This is a genomic window from Bacteroides intestinalis DSM 17393 (assembly GCF_000172175.1).
GTDB lineage: Bacteria > Bacteroidota > Bacteroidia > Bacteroidales > Bacteroidaceae > Bacteroides > Bacteroides intestinalis.
Map to the genome: position 1 here is coordinate 3,112,318 of NZ_ABJL02000008.1, position 20,096 is coordinate 3,132,413.

General features: G+C 48.5%; 17 protein-coding genes and 1 pseudogene. 4 read left to right on the top strand and 14 right to left on the bottom strand.

Annotated elements, in window-relative coordinates:
- Positions 1 to 13: 13 nt before the first annotated feature.
- The 7 genes and pseudogenes from BACINT_RS21915 to BACINT_RS21945 all read right to left on the bottom strand — a co-directional run bounded on the left by BACINT_RS21915 (position 14) and on the right by BACINT_RS21945 (position 5,277).
- The gene (locus BACINT_RS21915; RefSeq protein WP_007485383.1) at positions 14 to 634 is read right to left on the bottom strand and encodes an RteC domain-containing protein; all 621 of its coding nucleotides are present in this window, start codon (positions 632 to 634) and stop codon (positions 14 to 16) included.
- Positions 635 to 738: 104 nt separating this feature from the next.
- Complete coding sequence (locus BACINT_RS21920; protein ID WP_007485382.1) at positions 739 to 1,575, bottom strand: helix-turn-helix transcriptional regulator; 837 nt, start codon at positions 1,573 to 1,575, stop codon at positions 739 to 741.
- A 40-nt stretch (positions 1,576 to 1,615) separates the two neighbouring features.
- Entirely contained in the window at positions 1,616 to 1,897 is a 282-nt protein-coding gene (locus BACINT_RS21925; protein WP_005800220.1) for a hypothetical protein, read from the bottom strand.
- Positions 1,898 to 1,973: 76 nt separating this feature from the next.
- Positions 1,974 to 2,486 carry an IbrB-like domain-containing protein gene (locus BACINT_RS21930; RefSeq protein WP_005800221.1) on the bottom strand — a complete coding sequence of 171 codons (513 nt, stop codon included), beginning with the start codon at positions 2,484 to 2,486 and terminating at the stop codon, positions 1,974 to 1,976.
- A 4-nt stretch (positions 2,487 to 2,490) separates the two neighbouring features.
- Positions 2,491 to 3,767 (bottom strand): annotated as a pseudogene (locus tag BACINT_RS21935) (DUF3440 domain-containing protein).
- Positions 3,768 to 3,773: 6 nt separating this feature from the next.
- Positions 3,774 to 4,214, bottom strand: a complete 441-nt coding sequence (locus BACINT_RS21940) for a hypothetical protein (protein ID WP_007667393.1) — start codon at positions 4,212 to 4,214, stop codon at positions 3,774 to 3,776.
- Positions 4,189 to 5,277: an RNA-directed DNA polymerase gene (locus tag BACINT_RS21945; protein ID WP_007485378.1), complete on the bottom strand. Its 1,089-nt coding sequence runs from the start codon at positions 5,275 to 5,277 to the stop codon at positions 4,189 to 4,191. The genes BACINT_RS21940 and BACINT_RS21945 overlap by 26 nt, the downstream gene beginning before the upstream one ends.
- A gap of 230 nt (positions 5,278 to 5,507) precedes the next feature.
- On the opposite strand from BACINT_RS21945, the gene BACINT_RS24285 reads away from it, so the two are divergent.
- Positions 5,508 to 5,729 carry a hypothetical protein gene (locus BACINT_RS24285; RefSeq protein WP_128832539.1) on the top strand — a complete coding sequence of 74 codons (222 nt, stop codon included), beginning with the start codon at positions 5,508 to 5,510 and terminating at the stop codon, positions 5,727 to 5,729.
- Between the two features lie 294 nt (positions 5,730 to 6,023).
- On the opposite strand, the gene BACINT_RS21950 is transcribed toward BACINT_RS24285, so the two are convergent.
- The 6 genes from BACINT_RS21950 to BACINT_RS21975 form a co-directional block, all read right to left on the bottom strand.
- Complete coding sequence (locus BACINT_RS21950; protein ID WP_005818131.1) at positions 6,024 to 6,395, bottom strand: four helix bundle protein; 372 nt, start codon at positions 6,393 to 6,395, stop codon at positions 6,024 to 6,026.
- 17 nt (positions 6,396 to 6,412) lie between these two features.
- Positions 6,413 to 6,895, bottom strand: a complete 483-nt coding sequence (locus tag BACINT_RS21955; RefSeq protein WP_005818128.1) for a hypothetical protein — start codon at positions 6,893 to 6,895, stop codon at positions 6,413 to 6,415.
- Between the two features lie 113 nt (positions 6,896 to 7,008).
- On the bottom strand, positions 7,009 to 9,666 hold the full coding sequence (locus tag BACINT_RS21960) for a fimbrillin family protein (RefSeq protein ID WP_044155163.1): 2,658 nt from the start codon (positions 9,664 to 9,666) through the stop codon (positions 7,009 to 7,011).
- A 247-nt stretch (positions 9,667 to 9,913) separates the two neighbouring features.
- The gene (locus tag BACINT_RS21965; protein WP_007485374.1) at positions 9,914 to 11,062 is read right to left on the bottom strand and encodes a fimbrillin family protein; all 1,149 of its coding nucleotides are present in this window, start codon (positions 11,060 to 11,062) and stop codon (positions 9,914 to 9,916) included.
- Positions 11,063 to 11,155: 93 nt separating this feature from the next.
- Entirely contained in the window at positions 11,156 to 12,097 is a 942-nt protein-coding gene (locus tag BACINT_RS21970) for a DUF5119 domain-containing protein (RefSeq protein WP_007485372.1), read from the bottom strand.
- A complete protein-coding gene (locus tag BACINT_RS21975) occupies positions 12,094 to 13,386 on the bottom strand; it encodes a DUF3575 domain-containing protein (RefSeq protein ID WP_007485370.1) in 1,293 nt (430 codons plus the stop codon). Before BACINT_RS21975 ends, BACINT_RS21970 begins: the two co-directional genes overlap by 4 nt.
- A gap of 236 nt (positions 13,387 to 13,622) precedes the next feature.
- Between BACINT_RS21975 and BACINT_RS21980 the strand changes: the two genes are divergently transcribed.
- Positions 13,623 to 14,498, top strand: coding sequence for an AraC family transcriptional regulator (locus BACINT_RS21980; protein ID WP_007487760.1), 876 nt, complete (start codon positions 13,623 to 13,625; stop codon positions 14,496 to 14,498).
- A 219-nt stretch (positions 14,499 to 14,717) separates the two neighbouring features.
- Here the strand turns inward: BACINT_RS21980 and BACINT_RS21985 are convergent, their stop codons facing one another.
- Entirely contained in the window at positions 14,718 to 15,920 is a 1,203-nt protein-coding gene (locus tag BACINT_RS21985; protein WP_007485369.1) for a site-specific integrase, read from the bottom strand.
- 697 nt (positions 15,921 to 16,617) lie between these two features.
- Between BACINT_RS21985 and BACINT_RS21990 the strand changes: the two genes are divergently transcribed.
- Positions 16,618 to 17,946, top strand: a complete 1,329-nt coding sequence (locus BACINT_RS21990) for a DUF3945 domain-containing protein (RefSeq protein WP_007485368.1) — start codon at positions 16,618 to 16,620, stop codon at positions 17,944 to 17,946.
- A 26-nt stretch (positions 17,947 to 17,972) separates the two neighbouring features.
- Entirely contained in the window at positions 17,973 to 20,072 is a 2,100-nt protein-coding gene (locus tag BACINT_RS21995; RefSeq protein WP_007485367.1) for a type IA DNA topoisomerase, read from the top strand.
- Positions 20,073 to 20,096 lie beyond the last annotated feature (24 nt).

Sequence of the window (20,096 nt, forward strand, 5' to 3'; positions counted from 1 at the left end):
AAGGGTCCGCATTTCATCGATTGCGTCTCCTGTGCCCCTCGTCATCGTCTTCCATCCGTTTGAGCAGAACTTCACGCAGGCGGTCGATGAAGTAGGTTCTGTCTCCCGCCTTACGCCGCCGCATCCGCGCGTAGTAGCTCGAGGCATTCTTCACGTTCACCCCCAGCACATGGCAGACGTATTCCACCACACGCCCGAGTGTCACCTCACCGCCGTTGAACATCTTCAGCTCGTGGCAGGCATACAGCAGTTCCATCAGGCAGATGACCTCTGCCGTCCAGCAGACCGGGGGATCACCCTCTGTAGTCGGCAGACATGCCGGAGCGATGGCGGAACCGCACTTATGAATGAACCTGCATCTGTCCAGCAGACCTTTCAGGTACTCCAGCGTACCAATGATATAGGCATAGCAGGGCAAGTGCTCTTTTTGTGCTGTGCGGTAATGCTCACGCAGAATGACCAGTTTGCAACTTAGATATTGCAGCTGGAAAAAGACGAGCGTAACATCCTTTTCCACACGTTGCAGCTCATAGACCTCACGGATGAACTCGGTGTTGGCGTTTGCCAGTGTATTCCTGTCACTCTCTTCTCGCTCCAGTAACAGGAAATAAGGGATAAAAGTAAACAGTTCCATGCTGTTCGGGATTTTAATTAAACACCGGCAAGATAGCGAAACGAGCACTGATAGCCGTTACGCTTTTTATTTGAAATAAGCTCTACATCAAGCCTGATGAATTTTTATTTGCTCCGCCACCGGTGAGCCAGTGCCTGCTTCAGCCTCCCCGGAGTGCATCCCATGTTTCTTTTACAGAATTCACACAGACGGCTTGCTGATGAAAATCCGTTCCTCTCCGATATTTCTCCCAGTGAAAGTCCATGATTATATTTTATATCCAGACATATGCGTTTTATTCGCCGATTCCTTAGCCAACGTCCCGGGGGCAACCCGTAAACAGACAGAAACCTGTTCCTGAAGGCCGAATAACTCATACGGCACAGCAGGGAGAGTGTACCGACGGAATACACGCCGGGGCTGTAAAAAATAACTTTCAGACGAAATACGGCGACGGACAATATCCTCAACCGCCTTTCTGCGAACTGAAAGTCCAGTTCACTGACACAAGTGGAATATCCCCGGAGTTGTTTCCTCCGTTCCAGATAGAAGTACAGACAAACCTCCCTGTAAATATCATACAGGGAAACAGATGGGCCTATAGCATACAAAATCTCACAAAGCCAAAGCATTTCCTCCGTACGTCCCCTCTTGCGGCATGGCAGGACGACATTCTCCCGCAACCTGCACAAAACATCCCTGTCCCGTGAAAGGAAGAGCAATACCAGAACGCCCCTGTATGCAGGACAAGCCATGCCGGGGAGTTCCGGCAGCATCTCCAGCACACGGAGCACATGCCCGCAAAGTTCAGAGTTCCCTGCGTACCTTCCCAACACGAGCAGCCTCTTTATCTTCTTCGTCCGGGAGAGTCTTCTCACATCATTGCAAAACAGGCTGACCATCTCTTTCTGCCCATCCTGCGCATGCTTTCTGAACAGTTCCAGAAGATCAGGCTCCGCCATTCCCGCCCATACCCGTTTACTTCATACCGTGCCTTATCATTCACAGCACACACATTATTCTGATACAATCGTCATCAACCAGACACGGGTATTGCGCCAGTCGTTCCAGCACCGGTTCCAATGCAAATCCCTGTATAATTCTGTGACGTTTGCTGTCACTACAAAACACACTTTCCATCTCCATTTCAGGAAAGTAACACAGAAGATGGGCGGCAGAGGCGTCAAAAGCCACAGGGCCGTCCTCGTGAAGAAAAATGTAAATATCCGACACATTTGCACTTTCCATTCCCTTGATCAGATCTGTTATCTCCATCTTGCACATTTTATAATATTTTTACATTTTTTCTTACTTCCCGAATACTCCGAGCATACGAATTTTCGGTTTTATGCCAAATATCCTATTCTACGGCCTTACGGAATTCCTTATCCGCAAAAAGCTCCGCCAGTCCCGATATCTGCTTCAGGCGCAGCAACTCATCCTTGTCCATACCCAGGTTCCTGCGTATCCACGAATCCGACATGCCCGACCTCGTAAGTTCCCCGACAAGCCGTGTCATAAGCTCGATCTTATGCATTCCACGGGCACGGTTATGGCGGATGGTAGAGGCCATACGCTCGGCCAGATCCTTACGGATGACGGTAACGGGTAACAGTCCGTTCTCCCGCTTGTATATTCTGGGCGAGGTCATCATGACCTTATACCTGTGATAGCCGTCCACAAGCTCGTACACATCCTCTTTCTCAATGTAATAACACACGCACGGCATCGTGTACCCATCCTCCCAAATCGAGAGTTCCAAAAGCCGCATCTCAGGAGGGGCCGTCACGTTGGGATTATAGGAATTCGCCCTGATCCTTTCCACCGGTACAGCCTTGACGCCATACACGGGACTGGTAAATTCATTGTCCATCTTTTCATTCATTAAAATAAGATCTATATTCATCCATCATCTTCCGTCTTCTTTCCTGTTCCTGTTTATTTGGTGAAAAGCCCATGTACTTGCAACAGTGGTCGTTTTTCAGGATACAGATGCACATCCGCTTGTACGAGGGCAATTCACGGAATTCAGGCAGGTCTATGTCATCAAGGTATTCCATCCTGACCGGGAGCTTGTGCATCCTGTATCCCGATGTCCCGCCAAGTTCGAAAGGGATATTCAACCTCTTGAGTTTCATGATCGTTTCTTTTGCCAGACAGCCGCCCTTCTCCCGCCAGAACCGCACGCTTACCTCCAGTTTATCCAGATAGTTGTTCCTGGCATCCTCAGGAAGGGTGTCCAGAAGGAAAAAAAGATATTTTTTCCAGGTCATTCCCTCAGGCAGCCTGACACCCCGCCATCCCATCGCTACAGAGTTACCGTAACCCCCGGCAAAATTAACACCGTTCACACGTCCCAGCATCTTGCCCCACATCTCCGGCTCGATCACCCTGTACAGATGCAGCGACGGGATGGCCTGGGAAATGAACGGGCTCGCAACACGCTGGCTGTTCAGAGGAACACCCGCCTGATAATAGAGGTCATACAACCTGTTGTATTTCCAACGGAAACGGCCATTGGCAGTCCATATATCCGTAGTATGCCAGTCATACAACGGATACACGTTGTCTATGCCCTCATCGACAGGACATATCCAGTCGGCTGAAGGGCCCGGAGTGCTACGATAGATCGTTCTCCAACGGTTAAAGCTTTCCTGGGTACGTATTCCAACCAGACATGCCACTTTTTGCACTCCAAGTTGCTTGCGGAGCCAAAAGGAAAAATATTCCTGGAACTCGTAATCCCACATCTGCGGAGTATAAAAATCAAATGCTTCCGTACCCAGGTATTCCACAGGCATCTCCCTGACCCAACGGACACAAGGGTCCCAGGGCCGCCAGAATCTCTGGTACATGGATGCAGCCGAACCGACCTTGAAAGGCACGCAACAGCGGTAAACATCCAGAATATCCCGGTTCGAAGACAGCATCTCATCCACATACTCCGTGGTCAGGGAATACTGCACTTCGTAATCCATATGGAATACTCCCATCCGACCTCCATATTGCCTGATATGCTCCACACAGGCATTCAGCAGCACACCGCTGTCCTTACCCCCCCCGAAAAAGAAAGGCACACATAATCATACTCGCCGAAGATTCTTCTGATCCTCTCCCGCAACGCCTGATATACATTCATCCGAGTTCCTCCCATTCTCTTTCAGCCATCCTGTTGCCCACTGTCGGAACCCATACGTACCAATTCCATCATAACATATAACTTGGTTTCCCGGATCGTGATGAAATTCATGTATTTGAAAATTCCGGCATCCCGTTTCTGAACGGTCGCCCGCAAAGGGGAAGTCTCATCGCCCGACTCCTTGATCACGCTTTTCAACAGCTTCAGCAACTGGTTCCCCCTCTCCCTATCGGGAGTGGCATAATAATTATCAATTTTATAACCACCATCGAGTTTTCTCTCAACAGGCATGAAAGCCACTACCTGGTCTTCATGGTAGAGAACATGCCAGGTAAACATCCGGGAGGATTTATAAGGGTAGTTGTTATTCTCCCGCAGATATGCAGGACTAAGTACAAAGTGCCCTACGGCCAGATAAAGTTCGGGAGATTTTCCCTCAAATATTCGTACTTTCAGTTTCATAGGCATACATTTCATACATATACTGGTGCTTATTTACTATTCCTGCCCCCGCTATCTTCACGATTACGCTATTATCCATAATCCGCCCCCCGGTTTCAGGAAAAGTTTCGGGTTCTTTTCCTCTCCCGTACGTATCTTTTATAGGGATCAGAAAACGACTCCTAATACCGGCTTTTCTATAACCTCCCGTAAAATAGAAATATTCTTTCAAAGGTGAATTACGCAAGAACCTATCCAGCAGAGCGTATGATCTGAAATGCTTCAAATGCCCCTGGTAGGAGTTTAGCACAGCCAACATCTTTCGCAGTCTTTCCGGAGCGGGTTTTCCTTTGGAACTCTCTTTTTCCAGCCTGTGTACCGCTTCCCGAAAAAATCCTGCGGTACGTTTTGACGGATATTTCCTGTACGGTCTCACATACGCTCCCAGAAAAGCCACACCACGACTGTAATGCTGCAATTCGATTTTATCCGGATGCAACTCCAACTCCAATTCTTCCTTCAAGAATTCCCGTATCCATGGAATCAGTTCCTTTAGATAGCGTTTGCTTGGATGGACAATAAAAAAATCATCCACATAACGCCCGTAATGTTTACAGCGTAAAACACGCTTCACATATCCATCCAACTCCCCCAAATAGATGTTACTGAACAGCTGGGATGTCAAATCTCCTATGGGAAGTCCCACACCTTCCGGAGAATTGAACAAACTTTTCGTGGGTGGAAGTCCTTCCCAATCTTCCGCGCTACCCCGTATCCGGCAATCCCGCTGGGGATTTCTGAATATAATCTGTCTTAGCAGGAAATCTATCAGTTCCATATCCGGGCATTCTTTTTGTTTCCGGCTTCTTCTATATCGTTCCAGTCCCTTGCAGATAAGATCGTACAGACGATCCTTCCTGATACTCATGAAATACCCCCTTAAGTCCAGTTTTAATATATAGGCACTATAACGATAATTTTGCGTACAACTGCGTATGTGGTGTTCCAGGCGTGCTATTCCCTGACTTGTCCCCTTTCCTCGGCGACATGAATAACTGTCAAAAATCATTCTGCCCTCAAACATAGGAGAAATATAATTATACAACAGATGATGCACTACCCTGTCCCTGAAATCCGAGGCAAAAATTTCTCGCTTCACTGGCCTGTTAACCACGAAACATACCCCAGGTGAAGGAGTGTAGTTCCTATCCCTTATCTGTTCATACAACTCCATAAGATTATGTTCCAGATCAATCTCAAACGCAAGCTGGCTCGCAGTATTTCTCTTTTCTTCTTCCTCGCCTCGTAATAGGCATGAAAAAGATCCGTAAGCAAATCCTGTCTCTTATAACATTCAGCCATTTCTGTAATTTACATTCAAAGGATTCCCTGCCTCGTACAAGGATAAATTCTTGGGAAGAACGCACCCCAAACCCGTACGCCCGATTGTTGTTGTTCAACGGGTTCACGTTCGACGAGTTGAAGTTCAGGTTGCGACCGTTGTTCTGGTTGTTCGGAACCGCCGACCAACAGTAGCCGTAGCTGCTAACGTTGTTCGCCCCGCCATTGGAATAGTTGCGATACCCCGACGCAGGGAAATATAACCACTTATTTATATATCGGAGGACCTTTCGGAACCCCGATATAAAACTGTCCATTACTGCCCGCAACATGGCTTCGGATACATCTATCCGCCATGACCGTTTTTACACGGACAGTGGGTTACTGAATTTATCTGGCACTCTCTCGCAAGTCTTGGCTATACGAAATGCTGGCCTTATCCTGTTTTGTGTAGGCAAAGGAATCCTTTTTATTTATATCTTTTCTTGTTTATATTTTTTCTTGACTCTTTGCGTCCTGTCTCCGTGCATAATCATGCCAAGCCGACAATTGCTTCGACAGCAACTCCACCTGTTGGGCAAACGCCGCATACTGCTTCACACTGATATGCCGCATATCTTGCAACAGTCTTAAACGGACCTTGACTCCTACAACCAGATCTCTTGCCCGTTCAATATACGGAAGTTTTCCAGTCGTAGCATTAGCCCTGTATATCATTACCATAATCTCGGTCAGATCCTTTTTCAACACCTCCACCAGTGTATATTTCACATCACGGGGAATCTTTCCCGTCTTCTCATACACACTCCTTAACAAGTCATATGCAGCCTTATACACAGGCAAATTATCATAAACTGCCACTTCTCATTCATTGTATATTAGAGCATCTTTTTCAACTCATTTACAAATAACATACAATCCATCGGAGTACTTTCCGCCAGATTGAACATCCGGATTCGCATGATTAACTCTCCATGCGGAATATTACTCCGTGACAGATTCTGCACACACGCATCTCTCCTCCCTACAACTGAATGCTCCGATGAAAGTTCCTGTTTCCATTCTTCAAACCTCTGTCCGTCTATAGGTTTTAGCGTTCGCAACACAAGACGGTCAGGCATAGTCTCCATATGCTCCAAAGAACCTATATACTTTTGTTCATGCTTACATGGAAATCCCACTGAAACTATCTCACCGCCACCGAGTGACTTTAACCTTCTTTTTATAGCCTTCAAAGGCTTGATCTGCGTACAGACAGCGTAAGCAGACTTTTCATAAGCTTTCCAGAAAAGCCCCTCACGATAAAGAATGATACTTCCGTTATTACCTGCTTCAGCTTCTATAAAATCCTTGCTGGTCATAATTATTTAATTTTAATATCTATAAAAATCGACCGGCTTCGCCGGTACTATCCCTACGGCCTTAAAGCCGTAGGGAAAATAATCCAATGAAACGGATACGGTCGCTACGCTCCCTATTCTTGGGAAGAACGCAACCCAAACCCGACAGCCCGATAGTTGGAGGTGCTCAAAGGGATCACTTGCAACGAGTAGAAGTACAGGTAGCGACCCTTGGTCGGGCTGGACGGAACCGCCGACCAATAGAAGCCGTCGCTACTAACGTTGCTCACCATGCCATTGGAACGGTAGCGATACCCCGACGCAGGGAAGAAGATGGTTTTACTCTTTGAAGAATCAGTGTAGAAATTCCATCCCTTCAAGGAACTGCTGCTCCACGTTCCGTTGATTTCAGAAGACGTACTTGTACTGCCTCCGGTTGTTGTGAATCCAGTGAAAACATTACCGGGAGGAAGTTTGAAGCCCACAGGAGAGGGATCATAAATCGTTTTTATGACATTTTCGTCATTGGCAGTATAAACATTGTTATCGGCACTCCATAGATTTGCATATGTATTATCGCCATAATATTGACTCTGCATCACATCCGGTTTGAGAATATAATTCATGATACAAGTGGCGCCGGTAGAAAAGTTCTCCGTTTTAGGACTTTCCGTGTGAGCATTGCCGTCTTTGTCGTACCAGATTTTATTGGTATTGGCCAATCCGTTCGAAGGTAGGAAAGGATCCTTGCGTCCCCATTGATAATAAGGATGATTGCCATCTGTTGTGATTGAATTCGAGGCTTGTTTGACGGTTATTGTCTGACTCTCTCCTCCGGCTGTGAATTTGACCTTGCAACTACGCTCTGCATAATTCGTGGTACTTCCATCGCACCAGCCGAGATTGACAGACATCAATTTATACTTCTTACCCTGGAAATTGGTAATTTCAATGGCATTATTGATATCTTCATCGGTAACCCAGATATGCCAGGACCACAGGACATTGTCGCCGGCATCCTTGATGGCAATGATGGCATTACCCTGTCGGATGGTATTCTTGTCCACCGTGAAAGATATATTGCCGTTGCCCGTATTGTTGTATTTTATATCGGTAACCAAATTCGGTGCGTCCTGCCATACCAGTTCTGCTTTAGCAGGCGTGCAGTCAGCGTTGTTGCGTATATAGGGGTCAGTGATCGCGTTACCAGCATGGTTGATGAAATGACTCAGAATAGTGGTTCTGGACGGAGCCGTAGAGGTATATGCGGACGTATTGGTCGTACCACCTTTGATGGCATTTCCATATACCAGAGGGAAAGAGTAATATCCCGGAGCACCGACAACGTAGCAGTTGGCGGTGTTTTCATCCACTGTGCCACCATTAGTCTGGTTGGCAAGATTATATGGGACAGTTTCAGTACCTTTGACCGAAGCATTCTGTAGAGCAGCCGTATGTTGAGGATTAGCCTCTACGCCAGTCTGTGCGATGACAGTTGCATTGTATGATTGTGGAGTATCTCCACCATTTCCGGATACGGTAAACGCATCCAGCCAGCCGGGTCTGGTATTGCTCCATGATGCCCCGCCATCTTCTGAATATTGTGCGGTCCATGCGACAGCCTCTTTAACCCCTTTGGTGTTCTGCCGGTAACTGGTCACATTGTATTGCTGCGTACCGCCTTCATAGGTAAAGTCGGCCGGGGAGGTAACGGCAAGTGTGTAGGTCCAGTTTATGGAACTGCTGGAAATCTTATAAGTGACGGTCTTGCCAACAGGCCAGACCGTGCCTTTGAGATCGGCAGTCAGCGTGTGGTCCATGCTGGAGTTATCAGTGAATACGACTTCAAGTTGCGCGCCGTCGGGAAGGGTCTGCGGAACCATCATGAAGGTCTGCGCATCGACAGTAAGGGGTTCGTCCGGGATTCCCGTAATGGATCTGTCCAATGTCTGCGGGAAAGTGGCGGGAGTACCTACACCGCTCCATGTCTGCGTTCCCATGTTGTAGGCCCCACTGGAATATACATTTTTCAAACTGACGCTCTTTACGGTACCTCCCTGCATGTCAGCTCCGCACACGAACCTGATGGCGGTCAGGGCATGCCTGAAGGTGAGCGGCACGGCAGCGTTGGTGTTCCCGTCCAGTTCATCCGTCTTTGCCACGAGAAGGTCTTCCTGCTCATTGACATCGACCGGAACGGTCACACTGATGACAGGAGAACCGGCATATGCGCTGCCGGAAAGCACATAATGCCCGTTGTCTTTCGGAGCGTATGCGAAGAACCTCATTTTGTATGAAGCCCCGGGCCAATAATAGGCGGAGGAAAGGACATAGTCACTGCCGGACTTGCTGGCAGTGGCATTATAGAAGTAGTCGGGGGTTCTGCTTTCGCTCCACGAACCGGTGTAGGAGTAAGCGGAGACACCGAAACTGTTGTACATATTGTCATTCTTGATGGGAGTGGCACGGGTAAGAGCTGCCGTGTCCGGACGATCGTCCGAAGAGGGTGAAGCAATGCTGTCTGTGTAAAGCGTGTGCAGGTAAAGAGGAGTGCTGCCTCCCTGCAGGGCGATGACAGTACCTTGCGGAACATCAGCATCGGTAGTGGAACGGGTTGACGGAGTCCAGGAGGAGCTGATCTCGGAGGTGAAAGATACATGCGGGGAAAGTGAAGGACGATCCATGTCATCCTCACAAGAGAAAAGGCAAATACTGCCCGAAACAAGCGCCGAAAACAGATGACGCCAAAAGGCGTACCTGCCGGGAAATGATGTAAAACGGGAAAATTTCATATCTGTTACTTTAATGAATTAATCGTACCGGTAATAAAAATCATACAAACGTTAAAAAAGGATTTCCGACATGGATACCCCTTGAAAGAAAATGTCCGGAATACCTCTGGTAAAAAGTGCCTGGAAAGGAACAGACAGGGCGAAGATAGTAAAATCCGGCCCTGTCCCTCGCGGGGTAATGCAAGTCCAATCCCGTCCAGGCTGATTGTTAAATTACAATCAAAAATGAAACAAAATACTTTAGATTTTACATCGCGACATCTACTGGCTGGTCGGTCCACTCGTCAACAGTTACAGTAAACTTGATGGGGTTGCCCAGAACAGGATCACCACCGTTACCACCGGGTACCGGATCCGGATCAATGGTCGGATCGATGGGATTCGTCGGATCAGTGGGGTTCGGATCAATCTCACCAGTACCACCGCCGTTGCCGCAGAAGTTCAGCGTGTAGGTATATTTCTTACCAGGTTCCCAGTTGGTGTTGATACCTACGGCAGAGAATGCGTATTTGCCGTCCTTGGCATCACCTGCTGCCGGTTGCGGGTAAAGCAGTGTTTCATTGGCGCCGTCCAGGCTGTATATGCGACAGAGCACGGACAGGTAAGCACCAGTAGTTGCAGTAGTACCGTCCCATGCCGTTAGCTGCTGTGGAATAAGCATGAAGTTGTCGTCACCGAACATGATGCGTTGGGCATCAGCTGTCAGGATGACGGGCGCCCCTCCCTTGATCATGTAGGCCTTTGTAGGATCGTCTTTTTCACTCCAGTTAGACCATTGGCTTTGCTGCAGGACATAGCTGGACTTGGTTTCTGTTTCCGGAAAGGCAAACTCGGCCTTTGCGGCGGCATTCACCAGTTTAACGCCCATGATCTCAATCTTTATCTTGTCATTGGAACATTTGGCCTTGACCTCGATCTGGGAGAGGGCGTGCTTGAAGTTCATGGCAACACCGGGACCCTCGTTGACAGCCTTAGTTCCCGTATTGTAAGAGATCACAAGATCCTTTTGATCTGCAACGGCCTGTGCGGGAGAGAAACCGGTTATCTTCTTTGACGCATTGTCTATACTCACTGTGCCGGCGGGAGCTTGGGGAGCATAGGCGAAGAAGGCAAGCTCATAACCCGGCCAGTAGTAAGTGGAAGCGGTTGTCCAGTTTACACCGTTATCAGCAGAACTGACACCCAGGTCCGTGAAATAATTCTTGCCATCACCGATGGCGGTCACATTGAATGCCGCCAGATTCTGCAGGCTTGTTACATTGGTACGGGTAACGGCCCTGTCCAAAGAAGCACGGAAGGAAATGCCGCCGCCATTGTTCACGTCAACGACATCATCGTTGGAACAAGAGGCCAACGCTGTTACAGCCATAGCTGCGAATAAAAGATTCTTTTTCATACAGTAAAACATTAAAATTAAAAATATATTAAACAGATAAACTATTCATTCTTTACCTCCGTATCGTGAGGCATGGAGAGCACGGTCCGCAAATCACATGGGAACATCCACGTCAACGTTCTGCCACTCGTCAACCGTGGGATGAAAGCCTCCGCCGTTAACAATGGGCTTGGGCAGGGGAAGGCCGTCCAGCATGATATGGACATCACGGGGATCGGGGGCACCGTCAACCTGCCGGGTCACGTCAAACGTGTAGTAATTCCTACTTCCGTCAGACATGATCACGTAGATGACCAACTTGTGTACAGAATCTTCCGGACCGGTCTGCCCGAAAACCAGAAAGTCGGCCGTCAGGGTGGAGGTACCGTCGGAAACAACCCCGAAAGGTACGGTCACGGGATCGGACGTAAGTTCGTTGCGACCGACAAGCATTCCTCCGGACATACCGGTAAGAGCACCGGAGACACCGTCAGGAGAAATATATTTTAGATTGGACACATTCGTAATCGTAACCCGGTAACGGCATACCGAGAGTGCGGGATAGAGGGTTACCGTTTGGCTCTCTTTGGAGGGTTCAATCACAAGGTCGTAAAGACGGTCGCTGTAAAGACGGTCCGGAGACCCGGCGATACGCTCTCCCGAGGTGCCTTCCGCACGGGGAGCCGGAGAGCCCCCCACGTTCAGGACACCTTCGGGGGCATAGGCCTCAAGGCCGTCGAACGAGTCGGTGTTCCGGTAAAGCACGGACTCCGTGTCCGAGTTGACACACAACGCCCTATAACCTCCCGCAGGCACGTTAATGTAACCTCCCCGGTAATCGGTGAACTCGTAGGCCTGGGAGGTACCCCCATCGACAGGGAACAGATAAAGGCGCATGGTTTCAGGGCTCGCGCCGGGAGTGTTACGCCAGTCGAAAACCACCTGTACTCTATAGGTATGGGAATGGTCGTAGCACAAATCCTTATGTTCGCAGGATATTAATAACAGACTTGCAAATATAGTGACAGCCTGTAAGATTAGATTCATCTTGTTCATTGCTTGCCTCCTTTCTCGTTATGGTTGCCTCTTCCCAAAAGCCACACGAGCGAAACCTCCGCTTTCGTGGGACCGAACCAGTGACGCTGCAGGGTCTCTTTCCAGACATAGCAACCGTCAACGGGGTCGTATTTATGGTATTCACCACCCCAGTAGCCCACGCCGATGACGAAATCCAGGTTCAGGCGACGGGCGACGGGTAGCGAGTAGCCGTATTCCAGTCCCACGGCATAGTTCATCTTCTCCCAAAGCGTACCACCCGGCCTGCCGCCCATGTAACCCGTCCCCCCGACCTCGAAGTCGTAGGTGAACAGCTGGCCGTAAAGTCCGAGGTGATGCCCGGCAAGCGGTTTCTCTGCGGCACGGCGCCCGAAGTATTTACGGAGGGCCAATTCACCCCCGTATATCCGCCAGTAGTTATGGTGCCTGTCGCTCTTCCACCAGGCATACATCCAGTTGCCGCCGAACGACCAGCCTCTGCCGAGGTAAAACTCCACACCAAGATTCGGAACAAGAAGGGCATCGTAGAGCAGATTGGTTTTCAGACCCATGTAAAAAGGCTTGAGGGCATTGCCAACGGAAGCGGGCACCTGTACCGTGTCACGAATAACAACGGTTCTTTCGACAGTGTCACGAAGGATGACCGTATCCCGTGCTTCCGCCTCTTTCTGATAAACGGCGATTTCCCGGTCATTTCCGGAAATTACGGGTCCAAACTCACATTCGACCACGGTACAGTTACGGAGTTCGGGAAAAAAATGTTCGGCCATATAACGCCACACGCTCCCGCCACGCAGATTCATCAGCTGTCGCTTGCGGGAATCAACCACTTTACCGCCCCGAACCACCCACACGGGAGTATCACGAAGAATACGGAGGACCTCGTCACGGCAGGGCATGTCAGACTCCCCGACAAGGACGGAGAGGCCCTCCCAGTCTTCTCCCGAGGAGAGGCAGACAAGCACCGAATCGGGGACGGAAAGACGTTCCCGCATGACGGCACGCAGAGACACGAGCCGTTCATCGGACAGGCGTCTGTTCAACATGGAATTCCCTTCAGGGGAAGCGCCGGAACGCAAGCGTACACGGCGCAGTACGGCACGTTCCTGCAGGGAGCGGATGCTCGAAAGAAAGGAGTCCAGACGAGGGCCATTGTCCCGGTAGGAAAGATCCGGAATGGCACTGCCGACGGGGAAATAGAACCGGCAATGCAAGGTGTCACCACCACAGAAAGCCGGACAGACACTTCCCAAGAGCAGGACCAAAACAAAAAACTTCTTCAATTCCATAAAATATAATTTATTCAACATACTTACATATAGCAAAACGAGTTAAAACATTAATCATTAAAAAATATATTTTTCCACTCTCCATGACAGAGAGTGGAAAATAGAGAGAGAAATGCATATACAGGCATTAAAATGCATTTTGTACGAATATAAATTGGAAAATAATATATATAAAAAGAATAATCCGTAGATATACAATAATATAACCTTATATTTTTTACTAAATAACAGAAACAATGGGAATATTATATTTAAAAGAACATACTTCCTGTTACAATTACACAAAATGCATCCGGGAAGGATTTCTATATCACAAATTTTGTGATATAGAAATGGATGAGGAGATAAATGAGACTGATTCCATTTTATTTGTAATAGAAGGAGAACTGGAAATGTCTTGCAACGGAAAAAAAATGAAGCTTTTGGCTGGTAATATGATTTGTTTCGGTAGGGGGAGTAGATTTAAGATCCACTCACGAGGGAAAGGGAGTATTGTTATTGCACAATTTGATAATGCCGTGCAAAGTTGTGAAAAGATTTCATTCGCACAACTTAACAGCCTGGATTCCCCCGGTGATAAAATATATCCTCTTGAAATCAGAGACAGGTTGCATTTGTTTCTCAAGCTTTTAATAAGTTATTTGGAAGACGGAGCCAATTGCGTTCATTTTCATGAAACGAAGCTTAAAGAGCTCTTCTGGAGCATACGGTTTTATTATACAAAAACGGAACAAGCCGCCTTTTTCCATCCCATATTGGGAAATGACTATGATTTTAAAAAAAAGATATTCAATAATTATAGAAATGCCAGGACAGTAAAGGAACTTGCCGGACTATGTGGAACTCCCCTTTCTTCTTTTAAAAGGAAATTTTTAAAAGAGTTCAGAGAACCTGCGGGTAACTGGTTACAGAAACAAATAAATAATATAATTAAATATAAACTGGCTGATGAGGATATACCGATAGGGAATATAGCTGAAGAGTTGCATTTTTCTTCACACCCCCAATTTTGTAGGTACTGTAAAAGAAACTTCGGATACACTCCCGGAGAATGGAGAAAATTACTGAAAAATAGGGATAAAACTCCAGGAAAGCTCTCCGGTAGAGTGTAATTGAGCGAAAAAGATAAAAAGAAGAACTCTTTAGATAATTGTGTTTAATTGAGAGTTATCTATTTTTGCACACAATTAATATTAATGTTGTTATGTCGCTTTTCCGTATGATAAAAAATGACAAACAAGTGATTTTTCACTCTCTGTCATGGAGAGTAAATAGAGTGTATTTACAAATGTATTATATTCATGATTAAATAATGTATTATAATTATAAAATTAACATATTTTATCTGCTATGTGATTATTCACTTCGTCCAGTACCGACCGGTCAAGTTCTTTCAGATAGATTCTGGTCACTTTCTCCGAGGAATGTCCCAAACATTCACTGATAGTATGAAGCGGAGCACCGTTCTCACGAGCCATCATTGCCCAACAGTGACGCGCGGCATGCAAGCGCAAAGGAATGCTCATACCGATATTCCAGGAAACCTTTTTCAGCGCATACCTCATCCTGTTATAAGCTTTTTTATACCCCGAATAAGGAGTTTCAGATTCATCAACCAGAGGGAAAAGATAGTCACCGGAAGTATCTCCATACCTTTCCAGCAAATTCTGTATCTGCCGGTTAATACCTATTTCAAGCAACTGACCGGTCTTCTGCCTTCTATAGCGGATTACCCCGGGAAAAATATCGCTCTTTTTTAGAAAAGCAATATCTACGAATGACATTCCGCGAGTATAGATACTGAACATAAAAACATCTCTGGCCAAGCATTCCGGTGTTCCGACTGAAAGTGACAGGTTGGCAAGAGACTTCACCTGCTTCATAGGAAGACTTTGTTTGACGGTCTTTTCAGACCGGATTCTGATATTGCAAAAAGGTGAAGGAAATACCAGATTCAATTCAAGACATCCACGCCTGTACACCGCTTTCATATTATGTAAATAAAACCCTATCGTATTCTTGCCCACACCGGCCTCCAGGAGAGTATCACGATACTTAATGACAAGGCGGGAAGAAAGATGTGCAAATGGAAAATCAGTCTTACACAAATGTTTTTGCATGGAATGCAGGGTCGCCTCATACGCTTTTGCCGTCCCTTCATGCCCGGTGTCGAAAAGCACACGGATTCTCTCACGGAAATAGCTGTAAAAACCCACTTTGCCAGTCAGGGTTTCATAGACTCTGGATATATCACATGTCGTATATTCATTACCCTCCCTTTCCAATATGCCTATGGCTTTATCCAAGATTTTACAAATTTTCCGGCATGTACGGTTCATGCGTCGGACAGTTTCCATGGTATATACACCATTAAAGAGTACTCGTCCGCTAAAAGAATCAAACTCACAGGGGGTAATGCTGTATCCTGTATAAAAAACTTTCTTTTTCCGTTTATGAAGGACCTGCACAGCCAATGGATAGGCCCCGCGACTATTACACCGCCCCTTTACTAATACTGTTTTTACTGTTGCCATAACTGTATTATAAATTACTATATGAATTAACTATTTACATAAAAAAGACGCAAAATTCGCATGAAAGAAACAAAACAGCAAACAAAATACATGTTATTTGTAACAATGTTCTACAATAAAAAATAGAAAATCAACAAGAATCCTCCATTGGTCAATGATTAAACATGCACAAAAAGAATACTACACAAACAAAACTGACACGGGAAATCTTTCTTCAACAAGCCTCTCCTCAAAATAATAGTATGGTATTACCTTGATAAATACGGCAAGGATATATTTGCTGTTGTTTAAGCATTTATTCTATTAACTGTTCTTAGTTTTATCTCAAAGGAAAATATTTCATGACTCCCGGAAAAGTCACAATATCAAAAAAAAGCTGGCCGATACCCATGGGATACTTTTCTTGATAATCCTCCTACTCCACCGTATTCTCTGTCATGTACTCAAAAACGGGAACGTTTTTTTCGGCCCGCCGTTCGGATCATCTAAAATATCCGATGAATGATTCTTCGGCAACGTCTTGATGTTGCCTGCGATGTATAAAACGAATCACACAGAATAGGAAACAGGAGACATTTCATGCCAACCGGTAGCCACTTGTATCCGATCGTCACGTTCCCTCTCGTCCAACAACAGCTTAAGCCTACCTTCGTACCACAAGTAACTTTATTGTTTCACTATTTAATCCGATTGATTTATGGACAATCTCAAAGATTTCAAGAACGAGGCATTGGTAGTCACCAACGCCTCCGACGGTAACACGCCGCACATCGTTCAGGGTATTGAGCCTGACGGTTCACTCCGCACCAAACCGCTGGCACAGGCAAAGCCCTCCGAGACTTTTCTGCACATCGACCGCAACGAGTCCGTGATCGGGACGTTCTTCTCCAACATGAACCGCCAGTATGATCGACCGTCGGACTTCCGCTTCTACCACCTGCCGGTGGAAATGTTATCCGCAGCCAAGGACCTGGTGGAGATATTCAAATTCCCGGAAGAGAACGGACAGCTTCTTTCCAATTACGCCATTGACATCCGGCAGCCGGCACAGGAGCAGAGCATCACAGGCGACACCCCGCAACAGACCACCCGTTGGGGAGTGGACGAGGTGGATTGGCAGCAGCTCGCACGCATGGGCGTAACCCCCGAATCGTTGGGCGAAACGGGCATGCAACGCCTGCTGAACGGCCACGAGTCCGCCGTCCTCGACATCAGGATCTCCTTCGAGGGTATCGACTTCGAAACGCCGGCCTGCATCCGTCTGGTGGAATCAGCCGGCGGCAAACCGGTCCTGAACGTGGAGTGCTGCAAGCGGTATCCCGAACTGGACCGGCCGTACATGGGTACGGAGCTTTCTCCCGAAGTGAAAGAGAATCTTTCCAGGAGCAACAATGCCGGCTGCGTCGTTGAGCTGGAACTTGCCGGAGGAGTGCGTGAGCCGTGTCTGCTCTCGCTCAATCCCAAAACCAACCGCCTGCACCATGTTCCGGTCAGTGAAATCACCATACCGCAGGAAGTGAACCGGGTACGACTCTCCGACGACCAGACCACAAGGCTGGCACGGGGCGAGTCCGTGCTGGTTGAGAACATGTGGTCCGAAAAGAAACAGGGATATTACGACGCACGCCTCCAGTATAACGTCTGCAAGGGCGGCTTCACTTATGACTTCAGGGGACTGAACCGCAAACAGGCGCAATCAGAGACACAAATGCGAAGCCGTGAACTGGTCATACCACAGGTACTCAAAGGCGTCGGGCTGACACCCGAGGTACGGGAGAAGTTAGCCGCCGGCAAGACAGTCCATATCAAGGACATGACTGACAACGAGGGAAACTTATTCAGTGCTTTCGTCCGTGTCAACCACGAGCGGGCAAAGTTCGATTTCTTCAAATGGAATCCGGACAAGAGCAAAAAGCAGGGACAGTCGCAACAGGCGGCCGTCCGTCAGGAGGGCACGAAGCCGGAAAACACCGTCAGCCGGAACCGCCCGGTACAGAAAACCGATAAGAAAGGAGTATCCATTTAACCATTCACATAAATAATACATTATATATGAAAGTTATCATTGCAGAAAAGCCCAGCGTGGCGCAGGCCATAGCGTCCGTAGTGGGCGCACACCAACGGAAAGAGGGGTATCTAATGGGGGGCGGATATGCCGTGGCATGGGCATTCGGGCATCTGGTCGGTCTTGCCATGCCCGAAAGTTACGGTCTCTCCGGTTTCCGTCGGGAACACCTGCCCATATTGCCACAAGAGTTCAGGCTTGTTCCCCGCCAGGTGCGAGAGGGTAAGGCTTACAAGGACGATCCCGGAGTCGTCAGGCAATTGGGAGTGATCCGGGACCTGTTCGACAGGTGCGAGTCCATCATCGTCGCCACCGACGCAGGTCGTGAGGGCGAGTTGATTTTCCGTTACGTGTACAACTATCTCGGTTGTACCAAGCCCTTTGCCCGTCTGTGGATCTCCTCGCTCACCGACAAGGCCATCCGTGAGGGGTTGCAAAACCTTAGGGAGGGAAGTCTTTACGACAACCTTTACCTCTCCGCCAAAGCCCGCAGCGAGGCGGACTGGCTCGTGGGCATCAACAGTTCTCAGGCACTCAGCCTTGCCGCCGGACAGGGCGTGTTCTCCCTGGGACGGGTGCAGACCCCCACATTGGCGATGATCTGCTCACGCTACCGGGAGAACAGGCAGTTCGAGCCACGGACATATTTCCGGATAAAGGTTTCGGCGGCCAAGGACGGCATCGACTTCTCTGCACTGTCACAGAACCGCTTCGATGACCTTGATTCGGCCACTGCCAGGCTTCGTGAGATTAAGGACGGCTGTATGCTTGCCGTCACTTCCGTAGAACGCAGGGAGGCCGTTCAAGAGCCGCCGTTGCTCTATGACCTGACCGCCTTGCAGAAAGAGGCCAACAGCAAACTGGACCTCTCCGCAGACAAGACGCTCACGCTTGCGCAAAGCCTGTACGAGAAGAAAGTGCTAAGCTATCCACGTACCGGCAGCCGTTATATATCCGAGGATGTTTTCGACGAGATCCCCTCGCGCATAATGCTCCTGCGGCAATATCCACGCTTCACCGCCACCGCATCCGTCTTGCCGGACGCACCGCTCAACCGCCGTCCGGTAGATGATGCCAAAGTCACCGACCACCATGCGCTTCTCATCACCGAGAACCTGCCCGAAGGTCTGTCGCAGGACGAGCAGGCTATCTACGAAATGGTTGCCGCACGCCTGCTCGAAGCCTTCTTGCCATGTTGCGTCAAGGAAATGACCGAAGTTGCCTTGTCCGCAGGCGGTGAGATATTCACTCTCAAGGGTGCGGTCATCAAGTCCGCCGGTTGGCGTGCCGTGCGTGGCGAGCCGGAAGAGGAGGCGGAGGAAACCACGTTGCCAGGACTGCAAACGGGTGAAACCCTGCCACTGCTCGCCTCCGAAACAGTGGAGAAACAGACCAAGCCCCAACCACTGCATACCGAGAGTTCACTGCTCTCCGCCATGGAGCATTGCGGCAAAGAGATCAGCGACGAACAACTGCGTGCCGGAATCCGTGAGATCGGTATCGGCACTCCGGCCACTCGTGCAGCTGTCATCGAAACATTGTTTGCCCGTGACTATATACGCCGGGACAAGAAGAACCTTGTGCCTACCGAAAAAGGACTGGCGGTTTACGATACGGTAAAGGACAAAAAGATTGCCGACGTCGAAATGACAGCGGCGTGGGAGAACACCCTCGCCAAAATAGAAACCGGAGAGGCCGATGCCCTCTCTTTCCGCCGGAACATAGAGGTCTATACCGCACAGATCGTTACCGAACTGCTGGCCGCCACCCTCAATGTCGCTCCTTCGGGGGAGCAATGCACCTGTCCCAAGTGCAGGAAGAGCCGCATCCTGTTCTTCGACAAGGTTGCCAAATGCGCCGATGTCGATTGCAGCTTCACCCTGTTCCGTAACAAGGGAGGTAAGATACTGACCGACGGACAGATCATCGAGCTGGCGACCAAAGGCCGCACTCCTCTTGTCAAAGGCTTCAAGAGCCGTGAGGGCAAGAGCTTCGATGCCGCATTGGTGCTTAATCCTGACTTTACCATAGGTTACTCCTTCCCGGACAGGAAACCGCAGGAAAAGAAAAGCGGCAGGAAGAAATAACCCGTCCGAATTGTATCACTTAAT